Source organism: Inquilinus sp. 2KB_23 (genome assembly GCF_052115705.1).
Classification (GTDB): Bacteria; Pseudomonadota; Alphaproteobacteria; order DSM-16000; family Inquilinaceae; genus Inquilinus; species Inquilinus ginsengisoli_A.
In genome coordinates, this window is the sequence record NZ_JBFRHF010000002.1 from 1 (window position 1) to 20,597 (window position 20,597).

Here is a 20,597-nt window from a genome sequence, read left to right on the forward strand (position 1 = left end):
ATCCCGTTGGACAAGCTGCAGGCATCGACGCCCGCCGAGCGCAAGCATGGCGTCATCGTGGTCCACGAGCGGCCGGACGGCAGCTACGGCGTCGTCATCGGCAAGCGCTGCCTCAGGCTGCTACAAGAGCTTCACGGACGCGACCTGATCCCAGCCGACACCCCGGTTCAGTGCCTGGTCCTGGACGAAGGCGGGGATCGGTGACCGGTGTCCGGCCAGAAGTCCGCCACTCCGAGCTGTCGTTCGGACATGGCCGGAGCGCGCCATAAGGAGACGCCATGCCAGCGCTCCGAATCCGGACATCGGTTTGAGCAGCACAATCCGGCTCCTTCTTCCCAGTCCGAGGAGACCGAAGTGCCAGAAACCGGCCATTGTGGTCGACTCTCCGAGGCGGACTTCGCCGACTTTGATCCGAACGAGCTGGCTGCAAACACCGCAGAGCTACCGCCAGCGGGAGATACCGATATCGCCAGAGGGGGAAGCTGGATAACACCATGCCGTGGCCCTCGCTCCCAGCCGCGCCGATGCAACGTGCGTCCTGTACTCCAACATCAGGATCGCCTGGTGGCATCAACTACGGTGCGCGATCCAACGCTGGCTCGATGAGACGGATCGTCAGAACGATCTGCCTCTCAATGGCGACCGGGTCGCCGGTCTCCCTCAGCCGCCAATAGCTCCATGTCGCGTTGACCAGGGTGTAGATGCTGATGCCGAGGTCGAAGAGCCGCTCGTCGTCCCAGCTCGTGCCCAGCCGGCGAAGAAGACGCACGTAGTTCGACGCGAAGAGCTGCGAATGCGCGCGGGCGATCCGGAGCAGGTCTTCATAGTAGTAGGATGCATCAACGATGGTGCGATCGAGGCCGATGCCGAGTTGGTAGGCCCAGGTCTCGCGAATGAGATCGGCAAGCTGCGCCCGCCAGCCTGCCCTATCGATCCTCTCCGATCCCGCTTCGAGGAAGCCGCGCACCTGGGCCAGCTTCTCCTCGTAGATCTCGGCGATGATCGCTTCCTTGTTGGGAAAATAATCATAGACCGAGCCGATTTTGATCCCTGCCTGCTCCGCAATGGCATTGGTCGTTATCGCCCGGATGCCCCTTTCGCGCATGACGTCGTGCGCCGCCTCCATGATCGCCGCCTTGATCTTGCGCGATCGAGCCTGGACCGGCCTGCGCTTCGCCGTCGCTCCCGTCTTTCCGGGCGTGAAACTTGTCATTCCGGCCACCCTCTTCTTTCTTTGGCAAGAAAATTGCATCCAATTCGCATGGCCATCACCGGCTCTTGCGCACCGCCTAAATCCGAGCAATCATTCGGATATAGGCCGCGCGATCCATCTGTCCAATGGCGGCCGCACAATCACTCTTTTCATAACGAACAGGGAGATTTCGGTGCTGAACCGTCGGCAATTCGCGCTCGCCTCCGCGGCCTCCGTCGGCGCCCTCGCGCTGGGAAGGTCGGGATCGTCTTTCGCCCAGACCGAAAAGGTGGCGCGATTCCGCCTGATTATCGATCCGGAAGGCCTCTATAATGTGCAGAGTATTTCCCTGGCCGTGAGTAGCGTTCTCGGCAACTACCTGCTGGAGTCGCTGGTCTATCTAGACGAGAAAGGGCTGGCCCGGCCCTGGCTCGCCGAATCCTGGCAGGCGGACGCCGAAGGCCGCACCATCACCTTCAAGCTCAAGGGCGGCAAGACCTTCCACGATGGCACCCCGTTCGACGCGGCGGCCGTGAAGTTCCATTTCGACACGATCCTCGATCCGAACAGCGCCTCCCCCTCCAAGGGTATCGTCGGGCCCCTGGAGAAGGTCGACGCCCCGGACGGCGACACCGTTGTCTTCCATTTCACCCGGCCCTTCGCGCCCTTCGTCAACCTGCTCGGCCAGTCCTATTTCGGCTTCAACTCCCCGACTGCGGTGAAGGCCGCGGGGCAGGCCTACGCCCGCCATCCGGTTGGGACCGGGCCCTTCATGTTCGACAGCTGGACCCCCGGCACGCGCATCGAGCTGGTCCGCAACCCGAACTTCAAGCAGTACCGCCCGGATGCGGCCAATCAGGGCCCGCCCTATCTCGACCGGGTCGTCCTCAACGTTATGGCCGAGGAAGGCGTGGTGACATCGGCCCTGCAGACCGGCGAGCTCGACGCCGCGCAGTTGACGGCGGACGCGGTCCGGCCGCTCGCCGACGATCCGCAATTCACCGTCATCAACGACAAGAACGCCAAGAACCTGATGTTCATGGAGTTCGACTACAAGAAGGCCCCGTTCAGCGACAGGGCCTTCCGCGATGCGATCAGCCACGCGGTCGATCGCGAGGCCGTCCTGGCTGCGGCCTTCGGCGGCAACGGCATGATCGCGCTCGGTCCGCTGTCGCGCGGCATCCCGGGCTATGACGACACCGTTGCCCAGAAATACGGCACCCCCTATGACCCGGACAAAGCCAAGGCTCTCCTCGACGCCGCCGGCTGGAAGGACGATGGCGGGGTGCGCGCGAAGGACGGTGTCCCGGCCAAGTTCACCATCCGCAGCTATGCCGACAGCACGACGGAACGGGCGCTCGCGGTCATCCAGGCCAATCTCGGCGATATCGGCATCCAGGTCGATGTCGGCACGGCGGATTGGGGCACCTTCTATCCCGGCCTGCTGAAGCCGGATTGGGACATGGACCTCAACCGTTGGACCTGGTCCGACCCGAGCGTCATGTCGCAGCTGTTCCGGTCCCCCGGCCATCGCCAGCTGCTGCCGCCGAACCCGTCGATCGACGATGCCCTGGTCGCCGCCGACACCGCCCTCGATACGACCAAGCGCATGCAGTTCGTCAGCGACGCGCAGAAGGCCGTACTGGAGGATCGGATGATCCTGCCTCTGCTCACCGACTGGCCGATGACGGTGACCCGCGCGGTGCTGCAGGACTACCGCCTCGACTATCTCGGCTATGTCTATGCCGCCGACCTCAAGGTCGCGGAATAGAGAGCGATGGGCCGGTATGTCCTGAAACGCCTGCTGCTTCTGGTCCCGGTGGTGATCGGCATCCTGCTGATCACTTTTCTGATGAAGGCCCTGATCCCGACCGACGCCGCCACGGCGATATATCAAGGCCAGCTCTCGGAACAGGACGCAGCGCAGGCCATCGCCGCGCTGCGGGCGAAATATCACCTGGACCTGCCCTGGTACCAGCAGTTCGTCCTCTATGTCGGCGATCTCGCGCATGGCGATCTCGGGGAGTCGATCCGTCTACGCAAGCCGGTGATCGACGAGATCGGCTACCGCTACGTCAACACCATCCTGCTCACCGGCGCGGCGCTCGCGATCGCGCTGATCGTCGGCCTCGCGACCGGCATCCTCGCCGCCGCCCGGCGCAACACCTGGCTGGACGTAACCGCGACGACGATCGGGCTGTTCGGCATCTCGATGCCGGCCTTCTTCTTCGGGCTGCTGCTGATCCTCCTCTGCTCGGTCTGGCTCAGGCTCCTGCCCGTGGTCCCCCACGGTCCGCTGGCGATCGTGCTGCCCGCTATCGCGCTCGGCCTGATCGAGGCGGCCCCGCTGTCGCGGGTGGCGAGAAGCAGCATGATCGACGTGCTGAGGCGGGACTACATCCTGGCGGCGCGGGCGCGCGGGGCCAGCGAGACCACGCTGATCCTGCGCCATGCCCTGCCGAACGCCCTGATCGTGGTGCTGACGGTCGTGGGGCTGCAGATCGGCAACCTCCTGGGAGGCGCCTTCATCGTCGAGACCATCTTCAGCTGGCACGGCATCGGCGAACTGGCGGTCAACGCGATACAGTGGCGGGATTTCGCGCTGACGCAGTCGATCATCCTGATCAGCGCGGTCACCTACCTCGTGATCAACCTCGCCGCCGACATCCTCTACGCCTGGCTGGACCCGCGTGTGGAGCTCGTGTCGTGACCGAGACGGTGCTCGAGGAACCGGTCTTCAAGGCCGAGCCGCGCTGGCGGCAACTGCGCGGGCGGCTCCTCCGCAATCCCTCGGCCGTGGCCGGCGGCGCAGTTCTGCTCATCCTGATCCTTCTCGCGGCCTTCGCCCCGCTGATCGCCCCCTACGACCCGTTCAAGATCAGCCCTGCCCAGCGCCTGATGCCCCCGGGGACGTTGCATTGGTTCGGCACCGACGAGGTCGGCCGCGACCTCCTGAGCCGGATCATCCACGGCACCCGCTACTTCCTTCTGATCTGCGCCGTCACCGCATCGATCTCCGCCTCCATCGGCACCGTGCTCGGCCTCGTCGCCGGCGCGGGGTCGGCGCTGACGGACGGGATCATCATGCGGATGATCGATGTGCTCCTGGCCTTTCCCTACATCCTGATGGTGCTGGTGGTGGTCGCCATCCTCGGGCCGAGCCTGTGGACCGGCATGGCGGCGGTCGGAATCGCCGGTATCCCCGGATACGCCCGGCTCGTGCGCAGCACGGTGCTGACGGTGAAGTCCGAGGACTATGTCGTCAGCGTCCGGGCGCTGGGGGCCAGCGAGGCGGAGATCCTGTTCCGCACCGTGCTGCCGAACGTGCTGTCGCCGCTGATCGTCTATCTCTCCTTCGCGACGCCGCTGGCGGCGCTGCTCGCCTCGGCGCTGTCCTTCGCCGGTCTCGGCACCCAGCCGCCGGCCCCCGAATGGGGCGCCATGCTCGTCAACTCCCGCACCTACCTGTTCTCCGCCTGGTGGGCCGTGGCCGCCCCCGGCACCGCGCTGTTCATCTCGATCTTCGGCATGAACATCCTGGGCAACGGGCTGCGCGACGTGCTCGACCCGAGGAGCTGAGGCCATGACGACGCCTTCGCCCCTGCACGACGCGCCGCTTCTCGACATCCGCGACCTGCGCACCCAGTTCGGCTTCGGGCCCGCCACCGTCAACGCGGTGCAGGGCGTGGACCTGCGGATCGCGCCCGGGGAAATCGTCGGGCTGGTCGGCGAGTCCGGCTCCGGCAAATCCGTGCTGGCCCTCTCCATCATGCGGCTCATCCAGAAGCCCGGCCGGATCGCCGGAGGGAAGATCCTGTTCGACGGGCGCGACGTGCTCGCCATGTCGGCCCGCGACCTCGGCCGCTGGCGCGGACGCGATATCGGCATCATCTTCCAGCAGCCCCAGGGCTGCCTGAACCCGGTGCGCCGCATCGGCTGGCAGGTCGCCGAGCCGCTGCGCCAACAGGAGCGCCTGAGCCGGAAAGGCGCGTGGGACGGCGCCGTCGCCCTGCTCCGCTCGGTCGGCATCCCGGCGCCGGAGCAGAAGGCGCTCGCCTATCCGCACCAGCTCTCGGGCGGCCAGGCCCAGCGCGTCATGATCGCAATCGCGCTGGCGCTCAGGCCGCGGCTGCTGATCGCCGACGAGCCGACGACGGCGCTGGATGTGACCATCCAGGCCCAGATCCTGGAGCTGCTGCGCGACAGCTGCCGCCACGCCGGCACATCGCTTCTGCTGGTGACGCACGATCTCGGCGTCGTCGCGAGGCTCGCCGACCGGGTGGCGGTCATGTATGCCGGGCGGATCGTGGAGGATGGCCCGGTCGCGACGATGCTGGACCACCCGGCCCATCCCTACGCGCGCGGCCTGCTGCGGGCCGCGCCGCGGCTCGGGCAGTCGGTCGGCGAGCGGCTGCAGGACATTCCGGGCGGCATCCCGGATCTCAGCCGCCCCACGGCGGGCTGCGCCTTCGCGCCGCGCTGTGGCCGCCGCGCCAGCCTCGCTCTCGCGCGCTGCCGCGAGGAGATGCCGCCGCTCGACCCGGTGGCTCCGGGCCATCGGCTGCGATGCTGGGCGGCGCCGGATGCGACGGGAGACGGACCGTGAGCATTCCACCCCTCCTCCAGGTCGACGGCCTGCATGTCCGCTATCCCGTCCGGAAGGGCCTGTTCGGCGGCGTCGTGGGGACCATCAACGCCGTCGATGGCGTGGGCCTGACGCTGGCCCGCGCCGAGACGCTGGCGCTGGTCGGGGAATCCGGCTGCGGCAAGAGCACGCTGGGTCGGACCGTGATCGCCCTGCAGCGGCCGAGCGCAGGCACGGTCCTGTTCCGCAACCAGGACCTCTTCGCCCTGTCGCCGGACCAGCTCAAGCGGCAGCGGCGCCATGCCCAGCTCATCTTCCAGAACCCCAGGACCTGCTTCGATCCACACCGCACGGTCGGCGCCTCGGTCAGGATGGCTCTCGACATCCAGGAGATGCTGGATCGGCATGAGCGGGACGAGGCCGTGGCCGACATCTTTCACAAGGTCGGGCTGAGGCCCGAGCACCGCTTCCGCTTCCCGCACGAGCTCTCGGGCGGCCAGCTGCAGCGGATCGGCATCGCCCGTGCGCTGATCCTGAAGCCCAGCCTCATCGTCTGCGATGAGCCGGTCTCGGCGCTCGACGTCTCCGTGCAGGCGCAGATCCTGAACCTGCTGCGCGACCTGCGGGCCGAATTCGAGCTGGCGCTGCTGTTCGTGTCCCACAATCTCGCCGTGGTCGAGTACATCGCCGACCGCGTCGCGGTCATGTACTACGGCCGCATCGTGGAGATGGCCCCGGCGAAGCAGCTGTTCCGGGCCCCTCGCCACCCTTACACCAAGGCGCTGCTCGCCGCCGTCCCGTCGCTCGACCTCGCCCGCCGCGACGACCCGGTACCACGGCTCGGCGACCCGCCCGATCCGGCCCGCCTTCCCAGCGGCTGCCGCTTCCGCAATCGCTGCCCGATCGCCCTCCCCCGCTGTTCCGAGCACGAGCCAGCGCTGGCCGGCGTCGATGACGGGCATGCCGTCGCCTGCTGGGCGGCGGAGGGCGCGGCCGTCCCGAAGCGCGCCCTGGCAGGCGGCTGAACCACACTCCGGAAGAAGCGAAAGAGAGACCGTGTCATGACCGAATGGCTCGATGCCGCGCTCGCCTATGCCGGCCGCTGGATGGACTATCAGATGAAGGCGGCCGAGCAGCCCGGCTGCGTTGTCGCGGTGGCAAAAGGCGGGACTGTCTTGTGGGAGCGCGCCTTCGGCGTCGCCGACCTCAGGACCGGCGAGGCGCTGACCGCGGCCCACCGCTTCCGCGTCGCCTCCCACTCCAAGACCTTCACCGCCGCCGGAATCATGAAGCTGCATGAGGCCGGTTGCCTCCATCTGGACGACAGGATCGGGACCCATGTGCCGGGCCTGCATGCGCTGGTGGCGGAGACCACCATCGCCCAGCTGCTCGCCCATGCCTCCGGGACGATGCGCGACGGGACCCGGTCCCCGCACTGGCAGGTCCGCGCCCCCTTCTTCGACGAGGCGGCGCTTCGGGCCGAGCTTGCGCGTCCGCTCGCCATAGACGCCAACAGCCGCTTCAAATACTCCAATCTCGGCTTCGGCCTCCTGGGCCTCGCCATCGAGGCGATCACGGGCGAACCTTACGCGCGCTGGATCACGCGCGAGGTCGTCGGGGCCTCGGAGCTGGCGAGCACTGCCCCGGACATGCCTCTCGCAGCCGGCACGCCCCTGGCGGCGGGGCATAGCGGTCGCATGCCCTTCGGCCGGGGCGCGATCACCGGCGACCAGCCCACCTTCGCCCTTGCCGCGGCGACCGGCTTCGTCAGCACGGCCGGGGACCTCGCCCGCTTCTTCGCCAGCCTCGACCCGGCAGCCGGGTCGAGCGTGCTTTCGGTCGCCAGCCGGCGCGAGATGACGCGCCCCCATTGGGAGGTGCCGCATCAGTCGGAGTCCCGGCATTACGGGCTGGGCACCACGATCGGCCGGGTCGACGGCCATGTGCTGGTCGGCCATGGCGGCGCCTTCCCCGGCTTCATCAGCCGCTCGGCTATGGTGCCGGACTGGGGCATCGGCCTCTCCGTCCTCACCAACGCCATCGACGGCCCGGCCCATGCCTGGCTGGACGGGATCGTCTCGATCCTTCACCGGTTCGCCGGCCATGGGGCTCCATCACCCGCGGTCGCCGGCTGGGCCGGGCGCTGGTGGAGTCTCTGGCGCGCCATCGACCTCGTCCCGATGGGCGACCTGGTGCTGGCCGCCGATCCCGCGGGGCTCAAGCCCTTCGCCGACGCCACGGAGATCGAGGCCACCGGGCCGGACCGGGGCCGCATCACGCTCGCCAACGGCTTTGCCAGCCATGGCGAGACCGTCGAGCGCGGTTTCGATGCCTCGGGCACGGCCGGCCGCCTGTTCCTCGGCGGCAGCGAATGGGTGGCCGATCCGAAGGATCTCGCCGTGTCCTACCAGAAGCCCGTCTAGCCCCGGCGCACGAGATCCCGTCAACGGGCCGCGGCACAGGCCCATCCGCTCGAACCCTGGTTTCCCCGTCTGCAAAGGCCCCGACATGCCGGTCATCAACCGCATCGACAGCTACAAGGACGAACTGACCGCCATCCGGCGGGATCTGCACCAGCATCCGGAGATCGGCTTCGAGGAGGTCCGCACCTCCGGCATCGTCGCCGCAAAGCTGGAGGCCTGGGGCATCGAGGTGCATCGCGGCCTGGGCATGACCGGGGTCGTCGGCGTGATCGAAGGCCGCCGCGGGCCGGGCCGCGCCGTCGGGTTGCGGGCCGATATGGACGCCTTGCCGATGGAGGAGCGCACCAATCTGACCTACGCCTCGAAGATCCCCGGGCGCTTCCACGGCTGCGGCCATGACGGTCACACGACGATGCTGCTGGGGGCCGCGCGCTACCTGGCCGAGACTCGCGACTTCGCCGGCACCGCCGTCCTGATCTTCCAGCCGGGCGAGGAAGGCTGCGGCGGCGCCCGCGCGATGCTGGCCGACGGGCTGTTCCGGCGCTTCCCCTGCGACGAGATCTACGGCCTCCACAACGCGCCCGCCGATGAGCCCTATCGCATCGGCATCAAGCCTGGACCAGCCATGGCGGGCGCCGATTTCTTCGACTTCCGGATCCGCGGGCGCGGCAGCCATGGCGCCATGCCCGAGCATTCGCGCGACCCGATCATCGTCGCCACCGCGCTGGTTCAGTCGCTGCAATCGGTCGTCAGCCGCAACGTCAGTCCGCTCAAGCAGGCCGTGCTTTCGGTCACCCAGATCCACGCGGGCAGCGCCTACAACATCGTGCCGGAGGAGGCCGTCGTCTCCGGCACGGTCCGGTTCCTGGACCGGGAGGTCAATGAGCTCGTGCGCCAGCGGATGCGCGCCATCGCGGCGGGCACCGCCGCCGCCTTCGAGGTCGAGATCGAATGCGACATTCGCAACGTGTTCGACGTCCTGGTGAATACCGAAGATCTGGTCGAGGGCTATCTCGAAGCGGCCCGCGACATCGTCGGGCCGGACCAAGCCTATCTGAAGACGGCGCCGGTGATGGGCAGCGAGGACTTTGCCGACATGCTGCACGCGACGCCGGGCGTCTACTGCACCATCGGCCATGCGGGTTCGGTGCCGGTGCACAATTCCGGCTTCGTGCTGGATGACGGCATCCTGCCGGTCGGCGCGAGCCTGCTGGCGCGAATCGTGGAGAGACGCCTCGCCGCGGCATGAGAGACTGAGTCGCCCGGCCTCGAGTTGCCCTCGCTTGTCGCATCGGTCGTCAGGCATGCGGAACGAGCTGCCCGAGATCCGAATGCCAAATCAAAATCCAATCCAATCTGTGCCAAATATCGGGACAGGGTGGGACTGTTTGGCCATGGCACCGGTGCAGCCTGGTGACCGAAGCATCCTGCTCTCGAGACCAATATTCACTCGCCCTACCGTTCCCGGGGCAGTGAGCCCTGGCTGCGCCAGCTCGGATTAGGCAGAAGAGCGCCATATGCGGTCATCGAATAGTCTCGCCGACAGCGGACATTGACCGAACCCACAGAATACCGGCGCTTTCGGCCGACCGAGCTGGACCAGAGCACCCCAAGTCGGCCGCAGAACGGTGGTGGTCTGAGTCCAAAAAGAGCGGCCCGGCGGCAGGCGAGGCTTCAGCTCGTGTGGCCCGGCCGTAGGCGCTGCCCGGGCAGGCGCAGCGCCTTGAGTTCGTGGCCGCCTCAGGGGGACGAGGGTCCGGGCGCTTGTCGCCATCGACGTCGAGATAGACGCCCTGGCGGCCGTCGCCGAAGTCGATCACCCGCAGTTCGCCCGCCGCGCCGGTGAGGCCGCCGGTGCCGAAGCTGAAGGCGGTGGCGCCAGTGGCATCGTTGCCGTCGGGATCGATACCGGAGAGCTCGGTCCTGTCGCCACTGGCGAAGTCGACGATGGCGTCCTTGCCGGTCGACGCCACCGTGCTCTCGGCTATGGTGCTGCAGATGAAGGTGCCGTTACCGGCGCCGCGTCTTCAGCACGTCGGCCCCGCCGGCGATGACATCGTTGCCCGCGACGCCGCAGAGGGTGTTGTTGCCGGCGTCGCCGGCGAGATCGTCGGCGAAGGCGGAGGCGACCACCTGCTCTACCCAGGTCAGGGTGTCGCCCTCGCCGTCGCCGCCGGCGGTCTGGAGGCTGATGGGCAAGGTTGCCCCGAACCGCTCTCGGATGCGGTGTCGATGCCGGCGCCGCCGATGACAGTGTCGGCCGCGCGGTCACGGTCTCAACAATCCATGGGCAACCGGCGCGCGGCCTTGATCGAGAATCAGGCTGCCTCGGCCATCCACTGCACCGCATCCGCTCCCGCCGGAATCCTGAGCGGCGCATTCGCATCCGTGGCCGCCCGCCAGACTGCCTCCGCCACATCGCCGGCATGCGTGACCGGGCCGCTATCCTCGCGGAAATTGGCGATCATCCCTTCGATCAGCGGCTTGTAGTCCGGATTGTCGAGCCCGCGCAGGTGCGGCATCGCGTTCTCACCAAACTGGGTTTCGGGCGAACGGCCGGGGAGCACGATATGCACGCGCACGCCGAACGGCTCCATCTCGACCGCCAAGCTTTCGGTGAGCGCATTTACCGCCGCCTTGCTCGCGCGATAGACGCTGACGAGCGGCAGGGGCTTGAGGGTCACCGTGGATGTGACGTTGACGATCACGCCCGCCCGGCGCTCGCGGAACTTGGGCAGCACCGCCTGCAGCGTGGCCAGCGTGCCCAGCGTGTTCGTCTCGAACAACTGGCGTGCCGTCTCTGGCTTGATCAGTTCGACCGGCACCGCTGCCCCGAACCCGGCATTGTTGACCAGCACGTCGATCTCACCGGCCTGTTCCATTGCGCTGGCGATGCTCGCCGGATCGGTGACGTCGAGCCGCAGGACGACGAGATTGTCGGACGCCGGCAGGATGTCGGCCTTGGGGTTGCGCATGGTGGCAATCACCTTCCAGCCACGCTCAAGGAACAATTTCGCGGTTTCGAGGCCGAAGCCCGAGGAACAGCCGGTGATGACGACGCTGGGCATGACATTGCTCCGGAATTGTCGAAGGCGATCCGGAGATGGCTCTCGTGCGTGATACCTTCCATGGGTGAACGTCTCGAATCAATTGGCGATAGTCCAGATATGACGGTCGATCCGCTTGCCGAGATCGTGACCCTGCTCCAGCCATCGGCCAGCTTCTCAAAGCTCGTCGACTATGCCGGGCGCTGGCGCATCCGCCGCGATGTCGAGGGCAAGCCCGTCTACTTCGCGGTTCTGGAAGGCGAGTGCCGCGTGGTCGGCGCGAGCCAGCCGCCGATCATCGTAAGCGCCGGTGATTTCGTGCTGTCGCCGTCGACCAATGATCAGGTCATCGAGAGCATCGACGCGCCGCCTCATGGGATAGACATGCTGCCGGTCGAGCTTGGCGAAGGGCGCTTCCGGGTCGGCCGGCCGGACGCGCCGATCAACCTCAGGATGCAGGTCGGGTTGTGCAGCTTCGCATCTCCCGATGCCACCCTCCTCGTATCCTTGCTCCCGACGATGGTGGTGGCGCGCGGCGAGCCGCGGCTTGCGACGCTTATGCAACTGGTCGGCGACGAGACCCGCCGATCACGGCCCGGGCGTGCACTGGTGCTCGAACGCCTGTTGGAGGTGCTGCTGATCGAGGCGCTGCGCTGCGGTGCCGACGCGGGTTCGGTACCGAGCCTGGCGCGCGGGCTCTCCGACAATCGCCTGGTTGCCGCCTTGCGGGCAATGCACGCGAAGCCGGCTCATGGCTGGACGGTCGCCGGCCTCGCTGCCGAAGCCGCGATGTCGCGCTCCGCCTTCTTCGCCCGATTCAGCCGCATCGTCGGACTGCCGCCGATGGAATATCTGCTCGCCTGGCGCATGGCGCTCGCCAAACGCCTGCTGCGCACGCACGAGTTCGCGATTTCGCAGGTCGCGGTCCGCGTCGGCTATGGGTCGGCGAGCACATTCAGCACTGCCTTTACCCGGCACGTGGGCATGCCGCCGGCGCGCTATGCGCGGGATGGAACGGCCAGTTAGCGCGTCGAGAGGATCACTTTTTATCTTGCCTGGTGCGACCCCGGGCTGCGGATTGGCCTCAGCAGCCGGGCTCGGCGGCAATCCGGAATTTGCGCCGACTTTGTTCGCCTTCAGCGCCAGCGCGAGCATTGCGTGGGCGTTGGTGTCGTGGATCCTGAAGTCATCACCGGTGTCATGGTGACCTCGCCAGCCGGCCTCTTGCTTTTGGGTCCCATATCGCACTTCGAACAATCCATGCGGGGAAGTCACGGATCATCGCTGCTAGCGCGGTTCCCGGGATGGACATTGTCCGATTCGGCCCGATGGGCCGGTGCGGCCCGGCTGGAGGGCGCCAAAAAGGAGACGTCGCGCCAGCGTCTCAACAGCAGACATTGGTTAACTCGTTTATCTTTATGAAGGAAACGAAGTTCGGATCTTCCGAAGCTCCCCAAAGGAGACGGGTGCTGCGGTCACGGTAGCATTCGGCAGGGGCCGCATCGCCGCTGGTGGCCGCGGATGGGAAGCCGCGGCCCGGCAGCCGGCGTCCGGCACCGCCCGGTCGTTCAGAATTCGTGCTTCCAGCGCGCCCGTGCCTGCAGCACCAGGGCCGTGCCCTGGTCGCCGGTGATGGTGGTGCTGATGCGGGCGCCCAGGCCGCTGGCAAGGCTCTCGATCGTCATCGCCTCGGCGTCCAGCCCAGGCCGCCGGCGCCGTCCTGAAGCCGTCCGGGCGCAGCCATGATCTGCTCCGGCCCACGCCCTCAGGCTGTCGCCTCCGCCCCGGCCGCCGTGGCCCAGCGCGGCGATGCGCGGGCTGCCGAGCCGGCAACATGGTGGACGAAGGCGAAACCGACCTCTTCGCCATGACGCTATGACCGGGCACGCTCAAAACAGACGTCGCCGCCATCGGCGCGCGCTGCTGCGAACAGCGCTATCCGAGTCAGCCTTGACCGACTTCAATCCACAATCTCGAGCACGATCGGTTCACAGGAACGATGTCGCCACGGCCGGGAGCTCCTCGAGGGCATGCGCCGCGAAGTCGAGCGCGCGCTGCACGGCCGCGCGCGACGCCGGCCCGCCCAGGCAGATGCGGACCGCCTCCGGCGGGTTGCCGGTCACGGTGAAGGGGTCGCTGGCGACCACGCCGATCCCGGTGGTCCGCATGTGCCCAATGAACGCCGAACGCGTCCAGCCCTCCGGCAGCGGAACCCAGATGTTGAAGCTGACCGGATCGCCCCGGAAGCTTCCCGGCGGCAGGGCCTGGCGCGCGATCGCCTGGCGCGCCGCGGCCTCCATGCGGATGAAGCGCAGCAGGCTGTCGGCCGTGCCGTCCTCGATCCAGCGCGTCGCCAGCGCGACGGTCAGCGGAGAGGCCATCACGGTGGCCGAGCGCACCGCCGCGGCGAAGGCCCAGCCGGACCGCGCGTCGGGGGCCACGACATAGGCCACGCGCATGCCGGCGCCGATGCATTTGGCCAGCCCCGCCACGTACCAGGTGATGTCGGGCGCGACCGACGCCAGCGGCCCCGGCGCATGGGACGGGATGAAGCCATAGGCATCGTCCTCGACGATCGGGACGCCCCAGCGCCGCGCGATCGCGGCGATTGTCTCGCGCCGCTTCTGCGACATGGTCAGCGTGGTCGGGTTCTGCAGGGTCGGGTTGAGATAGAGCGCCTTGGGCGACAGTTTCGAACAGGCGGCGGAGAACGCATCCGGATCGATGCCCTCGTCATCCATGGGCAGGCCGACCAGCGACAGGTTGAGCTGCGCGGCGATCGAGCGGATGCCGGGATAGGTGATGGCTTCGCTCAGCACCACCTGGCCGGGCTTGGCCAGGATGCCGAGGATGCCGAGCAGGGCGGGATGCGCCCCGGGCGTGATGAAGATGCGTTCCTGCGCCGGAACCAGCCCGCGGCGGCTGAGCCAGAGGGACGCCGCCTCCTTGTCGATCGGGCCGCCGCCGAAGCCCTGGTACCGCATCAGCGACACCAGGTCCCGCCCGACCATCTCCAGCCCGGCCTGCATGCGCTCGATCAACTGCGGGTCGTCGGGCTCCGGCGGCAGGTTCATCGAGAGATCGACCGCATCGGGCCGGGGCCGTGATGCAGGGGCCGGGACCGCCCTGGCCTTCGGCCCGCTCTGCACGAAGGTGCCCTGGCCCTGGCGGGATTCGATGAGCCCGCGCTTCTGGGCCTCGACATAGCCCCGCGCCACCGTGGTGAAGTCGACACCCAGCCGTTCCGCCAGCTTGCGCTGCGGCGGCAGGCGGTCGCCGGTCACCAGCTTGCCGGACTGGATGTCGGCGGCGATCCGGTCGGCGAGGGCGAGATAGCGGGGCCGGTCGGAGATCGAGAGGTCGGGGGTCCAGTCGTACATCATGCGCGATCGTTGATGAAGGCAGGTTGACTGTATCGTGTTGTCTGCACCGCCGCCACGGCGACGTCGCGAAATTGCCTCATATTATTGACTGCATTTTTGTATGCACATCCCATCTTGATTGCTTTCTGCGACAAGCTAATTTTCGGCCGGGTTGCTCGGAAGATTTCCATTTCATGGAATCAAAATGGGCAGAATCTTGCTCAATCGACAGGCAGAATGACTGTATAATTGAATGCATATAGATCGCGGCAAAATGCGCAAGCGAGGGAATCCAATGACTGGCATATTGCTTGCATCAACTGTCTCCGACGCTGCGGTCGCTGCCGCAGTCCAATCCCGCTTCGGAGAGGTGAGCCATGCCAGCCGTGACCAAGCCCGCGAACCAGAAGGGTGATTTCCTCGTCGATTACGAAACCAAGGTGTTCGAGGACGTCAAAGCCGCCCCGGGCGAGAAGGCTCTCGTCACCTTCCACACCGTCGCCTTCGAAGGCTCGATCGGTCTCGTCAATCTCCTCCAGGCCTCCCGCCTCATCCAGAAGGGGTTCGAGACCTCGGTTCTGCTCTACGGCCCGGGCGTGACTCTCGGCGTCCAGCGCGGCTTTCCCAAGCTCGGCGACGACGCCTTCCCCGGGCATCTCAACTTCAACAACCGCATCGAGAAGATCATGACCGACGGCGGCAAGGTCTATGCCTGCCGCTTCGCCCTGCAGGCGCTGTACGGACATGGCGAAGGCGCGCTCATCCCCGGGGTGATCCCGATCAACCCGCTCGACGTCCTCGACATCGTCCTCCTGCACCGCAGGGACAACGCCTTCATCCTCGACACCTGGACGCTTTGAGCCGCGGACCGATGCGGCCGGCCCCGCGGCCGCATCGGTCATAGGAAAGACAGCCGCAATGGTTGAGACAGCCACGGTCCGCGTCGCCGCGGTCCAGATCGCCCCCGACCTGACCTCGCGCGAAAAGACGATGGCCAAGGTCCTGAACGCGATCGCCGACGCCGCGGACAAGGGGGCCGAACTGCTCGTCTTTCCCGAGACGTTCGTGCCCTGGTACCCCTATTTCTCCTTCGTGCTGCCGCCGGTCCTCACGGGACGCGAGCATCTGCGCCTCTACGAAGAGGCGGTCGTCGTGCCGGGGCCGGAGACCGAGGCGGTCGGCACGGCCGCGCGCCGGCACGGCATGGTGATCGTGCTCGGCGTCAACGAACGCGACCACGGCACGCTCTACAACACCCAGCTCGTGTTCGATGCCGACGGGACGCTGAAGCTCCGGCGCCGGAAGATCACGCCGACCTTCCACGAGCGCATGATCTGGGGCCAGGGCGACGGCGCTGGCCTGCAGGTGGTCGAGACCGCCGTCGGCCGTGTCGGCGCGCTGGCCTGCTGGGAGCACTACAATCCCCTCGCCCGCTACGCGCTGATGGCACAGCACGAGGAAATCCACGTCGCGCAGTTCCCCGGCTCCCTGGTCGGCCCGATCTTCGCCGACCAGATCGAGGTGACCATCCGCCACCACGCGCTCGAAAGCGGCTGCTTCGTCGTCAACGCCACGGGGTGGCTGACGGAGGAGCAGATCGCCTCGGTGACGCCCGACCCACAGCTGCAGAAGGCGCTGCGGGGCGGCTGCATGACCGCGATCATCGCCCCCGAGGGCAACCACGTCGTGCCGCCGCTGACGACCGGCGAAGGGCTGCTCGTCGCCGATCTCGACATGGCGCTGATCACCAAGCGCAAGCGGATGATGGATTCGGTCGGCCACTACGCCCGCCCCGAGCTGCTCAGCCTCACCCTCGACAGCCGTCCGGCCCTTCCCCTGCGGGAAGCGGCCGCCGCCCTTGCCGCCCCCTTCGTCCCCGGGAGACCCGATGATGAGACAGATGACGCCGGCCGCGCTCAGGACGGAAGAGCTGATCAACGAGCTGCAATCCTTCGGCGCTAGGCTGGTCGACCCGAGGGCCGGCACCGAAAGCCGCCGCGGCGGCGCCGGCCCGTCGGACCACAAGGCGATGACCGTCGACGGCATGACCGTGATGGTGCCGGTCCACACCGCGCCGGCCTTCGCCAGCCCGTATCTGATCGAGCAGCCATCCCCCGACGGCCGCAGCCGCGTCCTGCGCGACGGGCTGCCGGTCGGCGACGTCTCCTTCGCTCCGCGCCCCAAATTCTACGATCGGGTGACGGCAGACGGCATTCCCTATTCGAAGATCGCCGTGCTGCACGGGCGCGACGTGCTGGCCACCACCGTGCTGCAGACCTGCATCCGGTACCAGAGCCGGACCAAGACCTGCCAGTTCTGCGCCATCGGCCAGTCGCTCGCCGCCGGCCGCACGATCGAGCGCAAGACGCCGGCCCAGCTGGCGGAGGTCGCCAAGGCCGCGGTCGAGCTCGACGGCGTCAAGCACATGGTGATGACGACCGGCACCCCGCCCGGCCGGGATCGCGGTGCGGCGATCCTGGCGGAAAGCGCCGCGGCGGTGAAGGCCGCGGTGGACCTGCCGATCCAGGTGCAGTGCGAGCCGCCGGACGACGATGCCTGGTTCGGCCGCATGTCCGACGCCGGCGCCGATGCCCTGGGCATGCATCTCGAAGCGGTCACCGAAGACGTGCGCCGTCGCATCATGCCCAGCAAGGCGCAGATCCCGGTCGAGCGCTACATCACGGCGTTCCAGGCCGCCGTCCCGGTCTTCGGCCGTGGCCAGGTCTCGACCTACATCCTCGCCGGCCTCGGCGACACGCGCGACGAGATCCTCGGCACCTGCCAGCGCCTGGTCGATATCGGCGTCTATCCCTTCGTCGTGCCCTTCGTGCCGATCTCCGGCACGCCGCTGGAAAGCCATCCGCCGCCCTCCTCCGGCTTCATGAGCTCCATTCTCGGCCCGCTGGCCGGAATGCTGATCGCGGGCGGGCTGAAATCGGTCGACGTCAAGGCCGGCTGCGCCAAATGCGGCGCCTGCTCCGCCCTGTCCACCTATGAGCGCGGCCAAGCGGCCCAGGGAGCCGGCGCATGATCATCGAGTTGGGGAAACCCTTCATCGCCAGCGAGTACCAGGTCAAATACGCCACCACGGCCTGGGAACGACGGGGCGCCGCTGCCCTGCGGCGGGCGGTGTTCTGCGAGGAGCAGGGCCTGTTCGCCGGCGACGACCGCGACGCCATAGACGAGATCGCGACGCCGATCGTCGCCCTGTCCCTGCTGGGCATCGCCGCCGATGCGGTGGTGGGCACGGTGCGCATCCATGAGGCGGAGCCCGGCCTGTGGTGGGGCTCGCGCCTGGCCGTGGCCGAGGGCCATCGCAAGGTCGGCGCGCTCGGCGCCTCGCTGATCCGGCTCGCTGTCGCTTCGGCCCATGCGCGCGGCGCCATCCGCTTCCTCGCCCATGTGCAGAGCCAGAACGCACCGCTGTTCCAGCGCCTGCACTGGCGGACGCTCGACATCGTCGACCTGCACGGCCGCCCGCACCACCGGATGCAGGCGGACCTCGACTTCTATCCGCCGTTCCGGACGCCGGATGCGGGGTTCCTGGCCTTGAGGAAGGCGGCATGACGGCGGACAGCCTCGACCTGTCCCGCCTCGCCGGGACGCTGCGGGCGAGCCGCGGCATCGCCGCCAAGGCCGAGATCGCGACCGCCGCGGCCCGGCTCGGCCTGTCCGGCACATCCGCGACGCCGGTCGGCGACGACTGTGCCGCCATCCCGGACGGCGACGGATTCACCCTGCTGGCAATCGAAGGCTTCATGAACGCCTTCGTCGCCGGCGATCCCTGGTTCGCCGGCTGGTGCGGCGTGATGGTGAACATCTCCGACGTCGCGGCGATGGGCGGGCGTCCGGTCGCCGTGGTCGACGCGCTGTGGGCCGATGGCGCGGAGAGCGCCGGCGCGATCTTCGACGGGATGCGGGCGGCCGCTGAGCGCTTCGGCGTCCCCATCGTCGGCGGCCACACCAATCTCGGCACCGACCGCAGCCAGCTTTCGGTGGCCATTCTCGGCAAGGCGAAGACGCTGCTGACCAGCTTCGATGCCCGGCCCGGCGACCGGCTGCTGGCGGCGATCGATCTGCGCGGCCGCTACCGTGAGCCGTTCTCGAACTGGGAGGCGGCGACCGACGCGCCGGCAGAGCGGCTGCGCGGCGACCTGGAACTGCTGCCGATGATCGCCGAGGCCGGGTTGTCCCGCGCCGCCAAGGACATCAGCCAGGGCGGCATCGTCGGCACCGCCGCGATGCTGGCCGAATGCTCGGGCGTGGCAATCGACATCGACGTGACGGCGGTGCCGCGGCCGGACGGCGTGCCGCTCGACCGCTGGCTGATGACCTTCCCCAGCTTCGGCTATTTGATCACGGCGTCCACCGAGAATGCCGGGACGATCCTCGAGCTGTTCGCCGCACGCGGCATCGCCGCCGCCGATATCGGCACGATCCGGTCGGGCAGCACGGTGACGATCACCGACGGCACGACGACCGAGCTGATCTGGGATCCGGCGGACAGGCCCCTGCTCGGCTTTTGCCGGGCGGAGCTCGTCGCATGACTCGTCCGCCGCGCATCGCCATCCTGGCGCATTCGACCAATCCGCGCGGCGGCGTGGCGCATGCACTGGCCGTCGCCGAAGCCTTCACCCGCCTCGGCCATGAGGCCGTGGTCCATGCCCCCGACGTCACCGGCGCCGGCTTCTTTCGTCCTACCCTGTGCAGGACGATCCCGATCCCGGCCTCCCCCGTCGGCCCGGCACTGCACGATCTCGTCGAGACGCGGATAGCGGAGTACATCAGGTATTTCGAGGATCCGGCGCATCGCCGCTTCGACATCTTCCATGCCCAGGACGGGATCTCCGGCAACGCACTGGCAAGCCTGAAGCAGCGCGGGCTGATCCCCGCCTTCGTGCGCACCGTCCACCATATCGACAGCTTCACCGATGACCGGATCGCTACCCTGCAGACCCGCTCCATCGTCGAAGCCGACCGGTGCTTCGTCGTCAGCCGGCTGTGGCGCGACGTGCTGGCCCGGGACTTCCGGATCGCCGCCACGCCAGTCGGCAACGGCGTCGATCGCGACGCCTTCTCCCCGACGGCCGGCCCCGAGGACCACGACCTCAAGCAGCGCCTCCGCCTCGGTGCCGGACCGGTGTTCCTGGCGGTCGGCGGTGTCGAACCGCGCAAGAACACCCTGGCCATCCTCAAGGCCTTCGGCCAGATCCTCGCCATCCATCCGGCCGCACAGCTGGTGATCGCCGGCGGCGCCTCGCTGCTCGACCACAGCGCCTATCAGTCGGCCTTCCGGGCTGAGATGGAGCGGTCCGGCGAAGCCTCCGGCCGCGTGGTCCTGACCGGCCCCATCGACCAAGCCGAGATGCCGGCGCTGTACCGGATCGCCGATGCGCTGGTCTTCCCGTCGGTGCAGGAAGGTTTCGGCCTGGCGGCGATCGAGGCGATCGCCTGCGGCACGCCCGTCGTCACCTCGCGCATTCCACCCTTCACCGAGCATTTCGCCGAGGGCGACGTGGTCTGGTGCGACCCGCGCAGCCCAGGATCGATCGCCGACGCCATGGCGCTGGCCGTCCAGCCGCATGCCCGCACAAACCTGGCCCGGCGCATCGATGCCATCCTCGCGCCCCACAGCTGGGCCCGCACCGCGGCAGCGCATCTCCCGGCCTATCGGCAGATCCGCGAGGTCGAGCATGCCTGAGATGATCTTTGCCATCCGCTGGCCCGACGGCACGCGCGAGACCTGCTACTCGCCCTCGCTCGTCATCAAGGACCATCTGGCGCCCGGCGAAGCCTATCCGGTCGCCGATTTCCTCGACCGCAGCCGCACCGCGCTGACCATCGCCGGCGACCGGGTGCGGCAGAAATTCGGCTTCGACTGCCCGCGCGCCGCCGGCCAGATCGCCCGCCTCGAAGCGGCCTGCCGGCGCTTCATCGACCAGCCCGACGCCCTCGTCAGCGTCGAGTCCTTCCAGGAATAGAGGAGGA

General features: G+C 68.0%; 21 protein-coding genes. 16 read left to right on the forward strand and 5 right to left on the reverse strand.

What is annotated here, in order from left to right; genetic code table 11:
* Nucleotides 1–204, forward strand: a 204-nt coding sequence (locus tag AB4112_RS02270) for a hypothetical protein (protein WP_441716919.1), incomplete at its 5' end; no start/stop codon positions are given.
* 370 nt (nucleotides 205–574) lie between these two features.
* On the opposite strand, the gene AB4112_RS02275 is transcribed toward AB4112_RS02270, so the two are convergent.
* A complete protein-coding gene (locus AB4112_RS02275) occupies nucleotides 575–1,126 on the reverse strand; it encodes a TetR/AcrR family transcriptional regulator (protein ID WP_441716921.1) in 552 nt (183 codons plus the stop codon).
* Between AB4112_RS02275 and AB4112_RS02280 the strand changes: the two genes are divergently transcribed.
* The 7 genes from AB4112_RS02280 (at nucleotide 1,125) to AB4112_RS02310 (ending at nucleotide 9,449) form a co-directional block, all read left to right on the forward strand.
* Nucleotides 1,125–2,963 carry an ABC transporter substrate-binding protein gene (locus tag AB4112_RS02280; protein ID WP_441716923.1) on the forward strand — a complete coding sequence of 613 codons (1,839 nt, stop codon included), beginning with the start codon at nucleotides 1,125–1,127 and terminating at the stop codon, nucleotides 2,961–2,963. The two genes, AB4112_RS02275 and AB4112_RS02280, sit on opposite strands and share 2 nt — an antisense overlap.
* A 6-nt stretch (nucleotides 2,964–2,969) precedes the next feature.
* Nucleotides 2,970–3,902 (forward strand): ABC transporter permease, encoded by a 933-nt coding sequence (locus tag AB4112_RS02285; protein WP_309796760.1) that lies wholly within the window; start codon nucleotides 2,970–2,972, stop codon nucleotides 3,900–3,902.
* Nucleotides 3,899–4,771, forward strand: a complete 873-nt coding sequence (locus tag AB4112_RS02290) for an ABC transporter permease (protein WP_309796758.1) — start codon at nucleotides 3,899–3,901, stop codon at nucleotides 4,769–4,771. The genes AB4112_RS02285 and AB4112_RS02290 overlap by 4 nt, the downstream gene beginning before the upstream one ends.
* 4 nt (nucleotides 4,772–4,775) lie before the next feature.
* Nucleotides 4,776–5,798: an ABC transporter ATP-binding protein gene (locus AB4112_RS02295; protein WP_309796756.1), complete on the forward strand. Its 1,023-nt coding sequence runs from the start codon at nucleotides 4,776–4,778 to the stop codon at nucleotides 5,796–5,798.
* Nucleotides 5,795–6,802: an ABC transporter ATP-binding protein gene (locus AB4112_RS02300; RefSeq protein ID WP_441716927.1), complete on the forward strand. Its 1,008-nt coding sequence runs from the start codon at nucleotides 5,795–5,797 to the stop codon at nucleotides 6,800–6,802. The genes AB4112_RS02295 and AB4112_RS02300 overlap by 4 nt, the downstream gene beginning before the upstream one ends.
* 36 nt (nucleotides 6,803–6,838) lie before the next feature.
* On the forward strand, nucleotides 6,839–8,200 hold the full coding sequence (locus AB4112_RS02305; RefSeq protein WP_309796753.1) for a serine hydrolase domain-containing protein: 1,362 nt from the start codon (nucleotides 6,839–6,841) through the stop codon (nucleotides 8,198–8,200).
* 85 nt (nucleotides 8,201–8,285) lie between these two features.
* Nucleotides 8,286–9,449: a M20 aminoacylase family protein gene (locus AB4112_RS02310; protein WP_309796752.1), complete on the forward strand. Its 1,164-nt coding sequence runs from the start codon at nucleotides 8,286–8,288 to the stop codon at nucleotides 9,447–9,449.
* Between the two features lie 274 nt (nucleotides 9,450–9,723).
* On the opposite strand, the gene AB4112_RS02315 is transcribed toward AB4112_RS02310, so the two are convergent.
* The 3 genes from AB4112_RS02315 to AB4112_RS02325 all read right to left on the reverse strand — a co-directional run bounded on the left by AB4112_RS02315 (nucleotide 9,724) and on the right by AB4112_RS02325 (nucleotide 11,268).
* The gene (locus AB4112_RS02315) at nucleotides 9,724–10,173 is read right to left on the reverse strand and encodes a hypothetical protein (RefSeq protein ID WP_309796749.1); all 450 of its coding nucleotides are present in this window, start codon (nucleotides 10,171–10,173) and stop codon (nucleotides 9,724–9,726) included.
* Between the two features lie 37 nt (nucleotides 10,174–10,210).
* Nucleotides 10,211–10,399: a hypothetical protein gene (locus AB4112_RS02320; protein WP_309796748.1), complete on the reverse strand. Its 189-nt coding sequence runs from the start codon at nucleotides 10,397–10,399 to the stop codon at nucleotides 10,211–10,213.
* Between the two features lie 119 nt (nucleotides 10,400–10,518).
* On the reverse strand, nucleotides 10,519–11,268 hold the full coding sequence (locus AB4112_RS02325; protein WP_309796746.1) for an SDR family oxidoreductase: 750 nt from the start codon (nucleotides 11,266–11,268) through the stop codon (nucleotides 10,519–10,521).
* Nucleotides 11,269–11,367: 99 nt separating this feature from the next.
* Between AB4112_RS02325 and AB4112_RS02330 the strand changes: the two genes are divergently transcribed.
* Entirely contained in the window at nucleotides 11,368–12,273 is a 906-nt protein-coding gene (locus tag AB4112_RS02330; protein ID WP_309796744.1) for an AraC family transcriptional regulator, read from the forward strand.
* 962 nt (nucleotides 12,274–13,235) lie between these two features.
* On the opposite strand, the gene AB4112_RS02335 is transcribed toward AB4112_RS02330, so the two are convergent.
* Nucleotides 13,236–14,630, reverse strand: coding sequence for an aminotransferase-like domain-containing protein (locus AB4112_RS02335; RefSeq protein WP_309796742.1), 1,395 nt, complete (start codon nucleotides 14,628–14,630; stop codon nucleotides 13,236–13,238).
* 356 nt (nucleotides 14,631–14,986) lie between these two features.
* Between AB4112_RS02335 and AB4112_RS02340 the strand changes: the two genes are divergently transcribed.
* The 7 genes from AB4112_RS02340 to AB4112_RS02370 are packed head-to-tail and all read left to right on the forward strand — an operon-like array spanning nucleotide 14,987 to nucleotide 20,590.
* The gene (locus AB4112_RS02340; protein WP_309796740.1) at nucleotides 14,987–15,469 is read left to right on the forward strand and encodes an MSMEG_0572/Sll0783 family nitrogen starvation response protein; all 483 of its coding nucleotides are present in this window, start codon (nucleotides 14,987–14,989) and stop codon (nucleotides 15,467–15,469) included.
* Between the two features lie 58 nt (nucleotides 15,470–15,527).
* The gene (locus AB4112_RS02345) at nucleotides 15,528–16,571 is read left to right on the forward strand and encodes a Nit6803 family nitrilase (RefSeq protein ID WP_309796738.1); all 1,044 of its coding nucleotides are present in this window, start codon (nucleotides 15,528–15,530) and stop codon (nucleotides 16,569–16,571) included.
* A complete protein-coding gene (locus tag AB4112_RS02350; protein ID WP_441716933.1) occupies nucleotides 16,498–17,640 on the forward strand; it encodes an MSMEG_0568 family radical SAM protein in 1,143 nt (380 codons plus the stop codon). Before AB4112_RS02345 ends, AB4112_RS02350 begins: the two co-directional genes overlap by 74 nt.
* On the forward strand, nucleotides 17,637–18,176 hold the full coding sequence (locus AB4112_RS02355; RefSeq protein WP_309796734.1) for an MSMEG_0567/Sll0786 family nitrogen starvation N-acetyltransferase: 540 nt from the start codon (nucleotides 17,637–17,639) through the stop codon (nucleotides 18,174–18,176). Before AB4112_RS02350 ends, AB4112_RS02355 begins: the two co-directional genes overlap by 4 nt.
* Nucleotides 18,173–19,156, forward strand: a complete 984-nt coding sequence (locus AB4112_RS02360) for a sll0787 family AIR synthase-like protein (protein WP_441716935.1) — start codon at nucleotides 18,173–18,175, stop codon at nucleotides 19,154–19,156. The genes AB4112_RS02355 and AB4112_RS02360 overlap by 4 nt, the downstream gene beginning before the upstream one ends.
* A complete protein-coding gene (locus AB4112_RS02365) occupies nucleotides 19,153–20,310 on the forward strand; it encodes an MSMEG_0565 family glycosyltransferase (RefSeq protein ID WP_441716937.1) in 1,158 nt (385 codons plus the stop codon). Before AB4112_RS02360 ends, AB4112_RS02365 begins: the two co-directional genes overlap by 4 nt.
* Nucleotides 20,303–20,590, forward strand: coding sequence for an MSMEG_0570 family nitrogen starvation response protein (locus AB4112_RS02370; RefSeq protein ID WP_441716939.1), 288 nt, complete (start codon nucleotides 20,303–20,305; stop codon nucleotides 20,588–20,590). Before AB4112_RS02365 ends, AB4112_RS02370 begins: the two co-directional genes overlap by 8 nt.
* Nucleotides 20,591–20,597 lie beyond the last annotated feature (7 nt).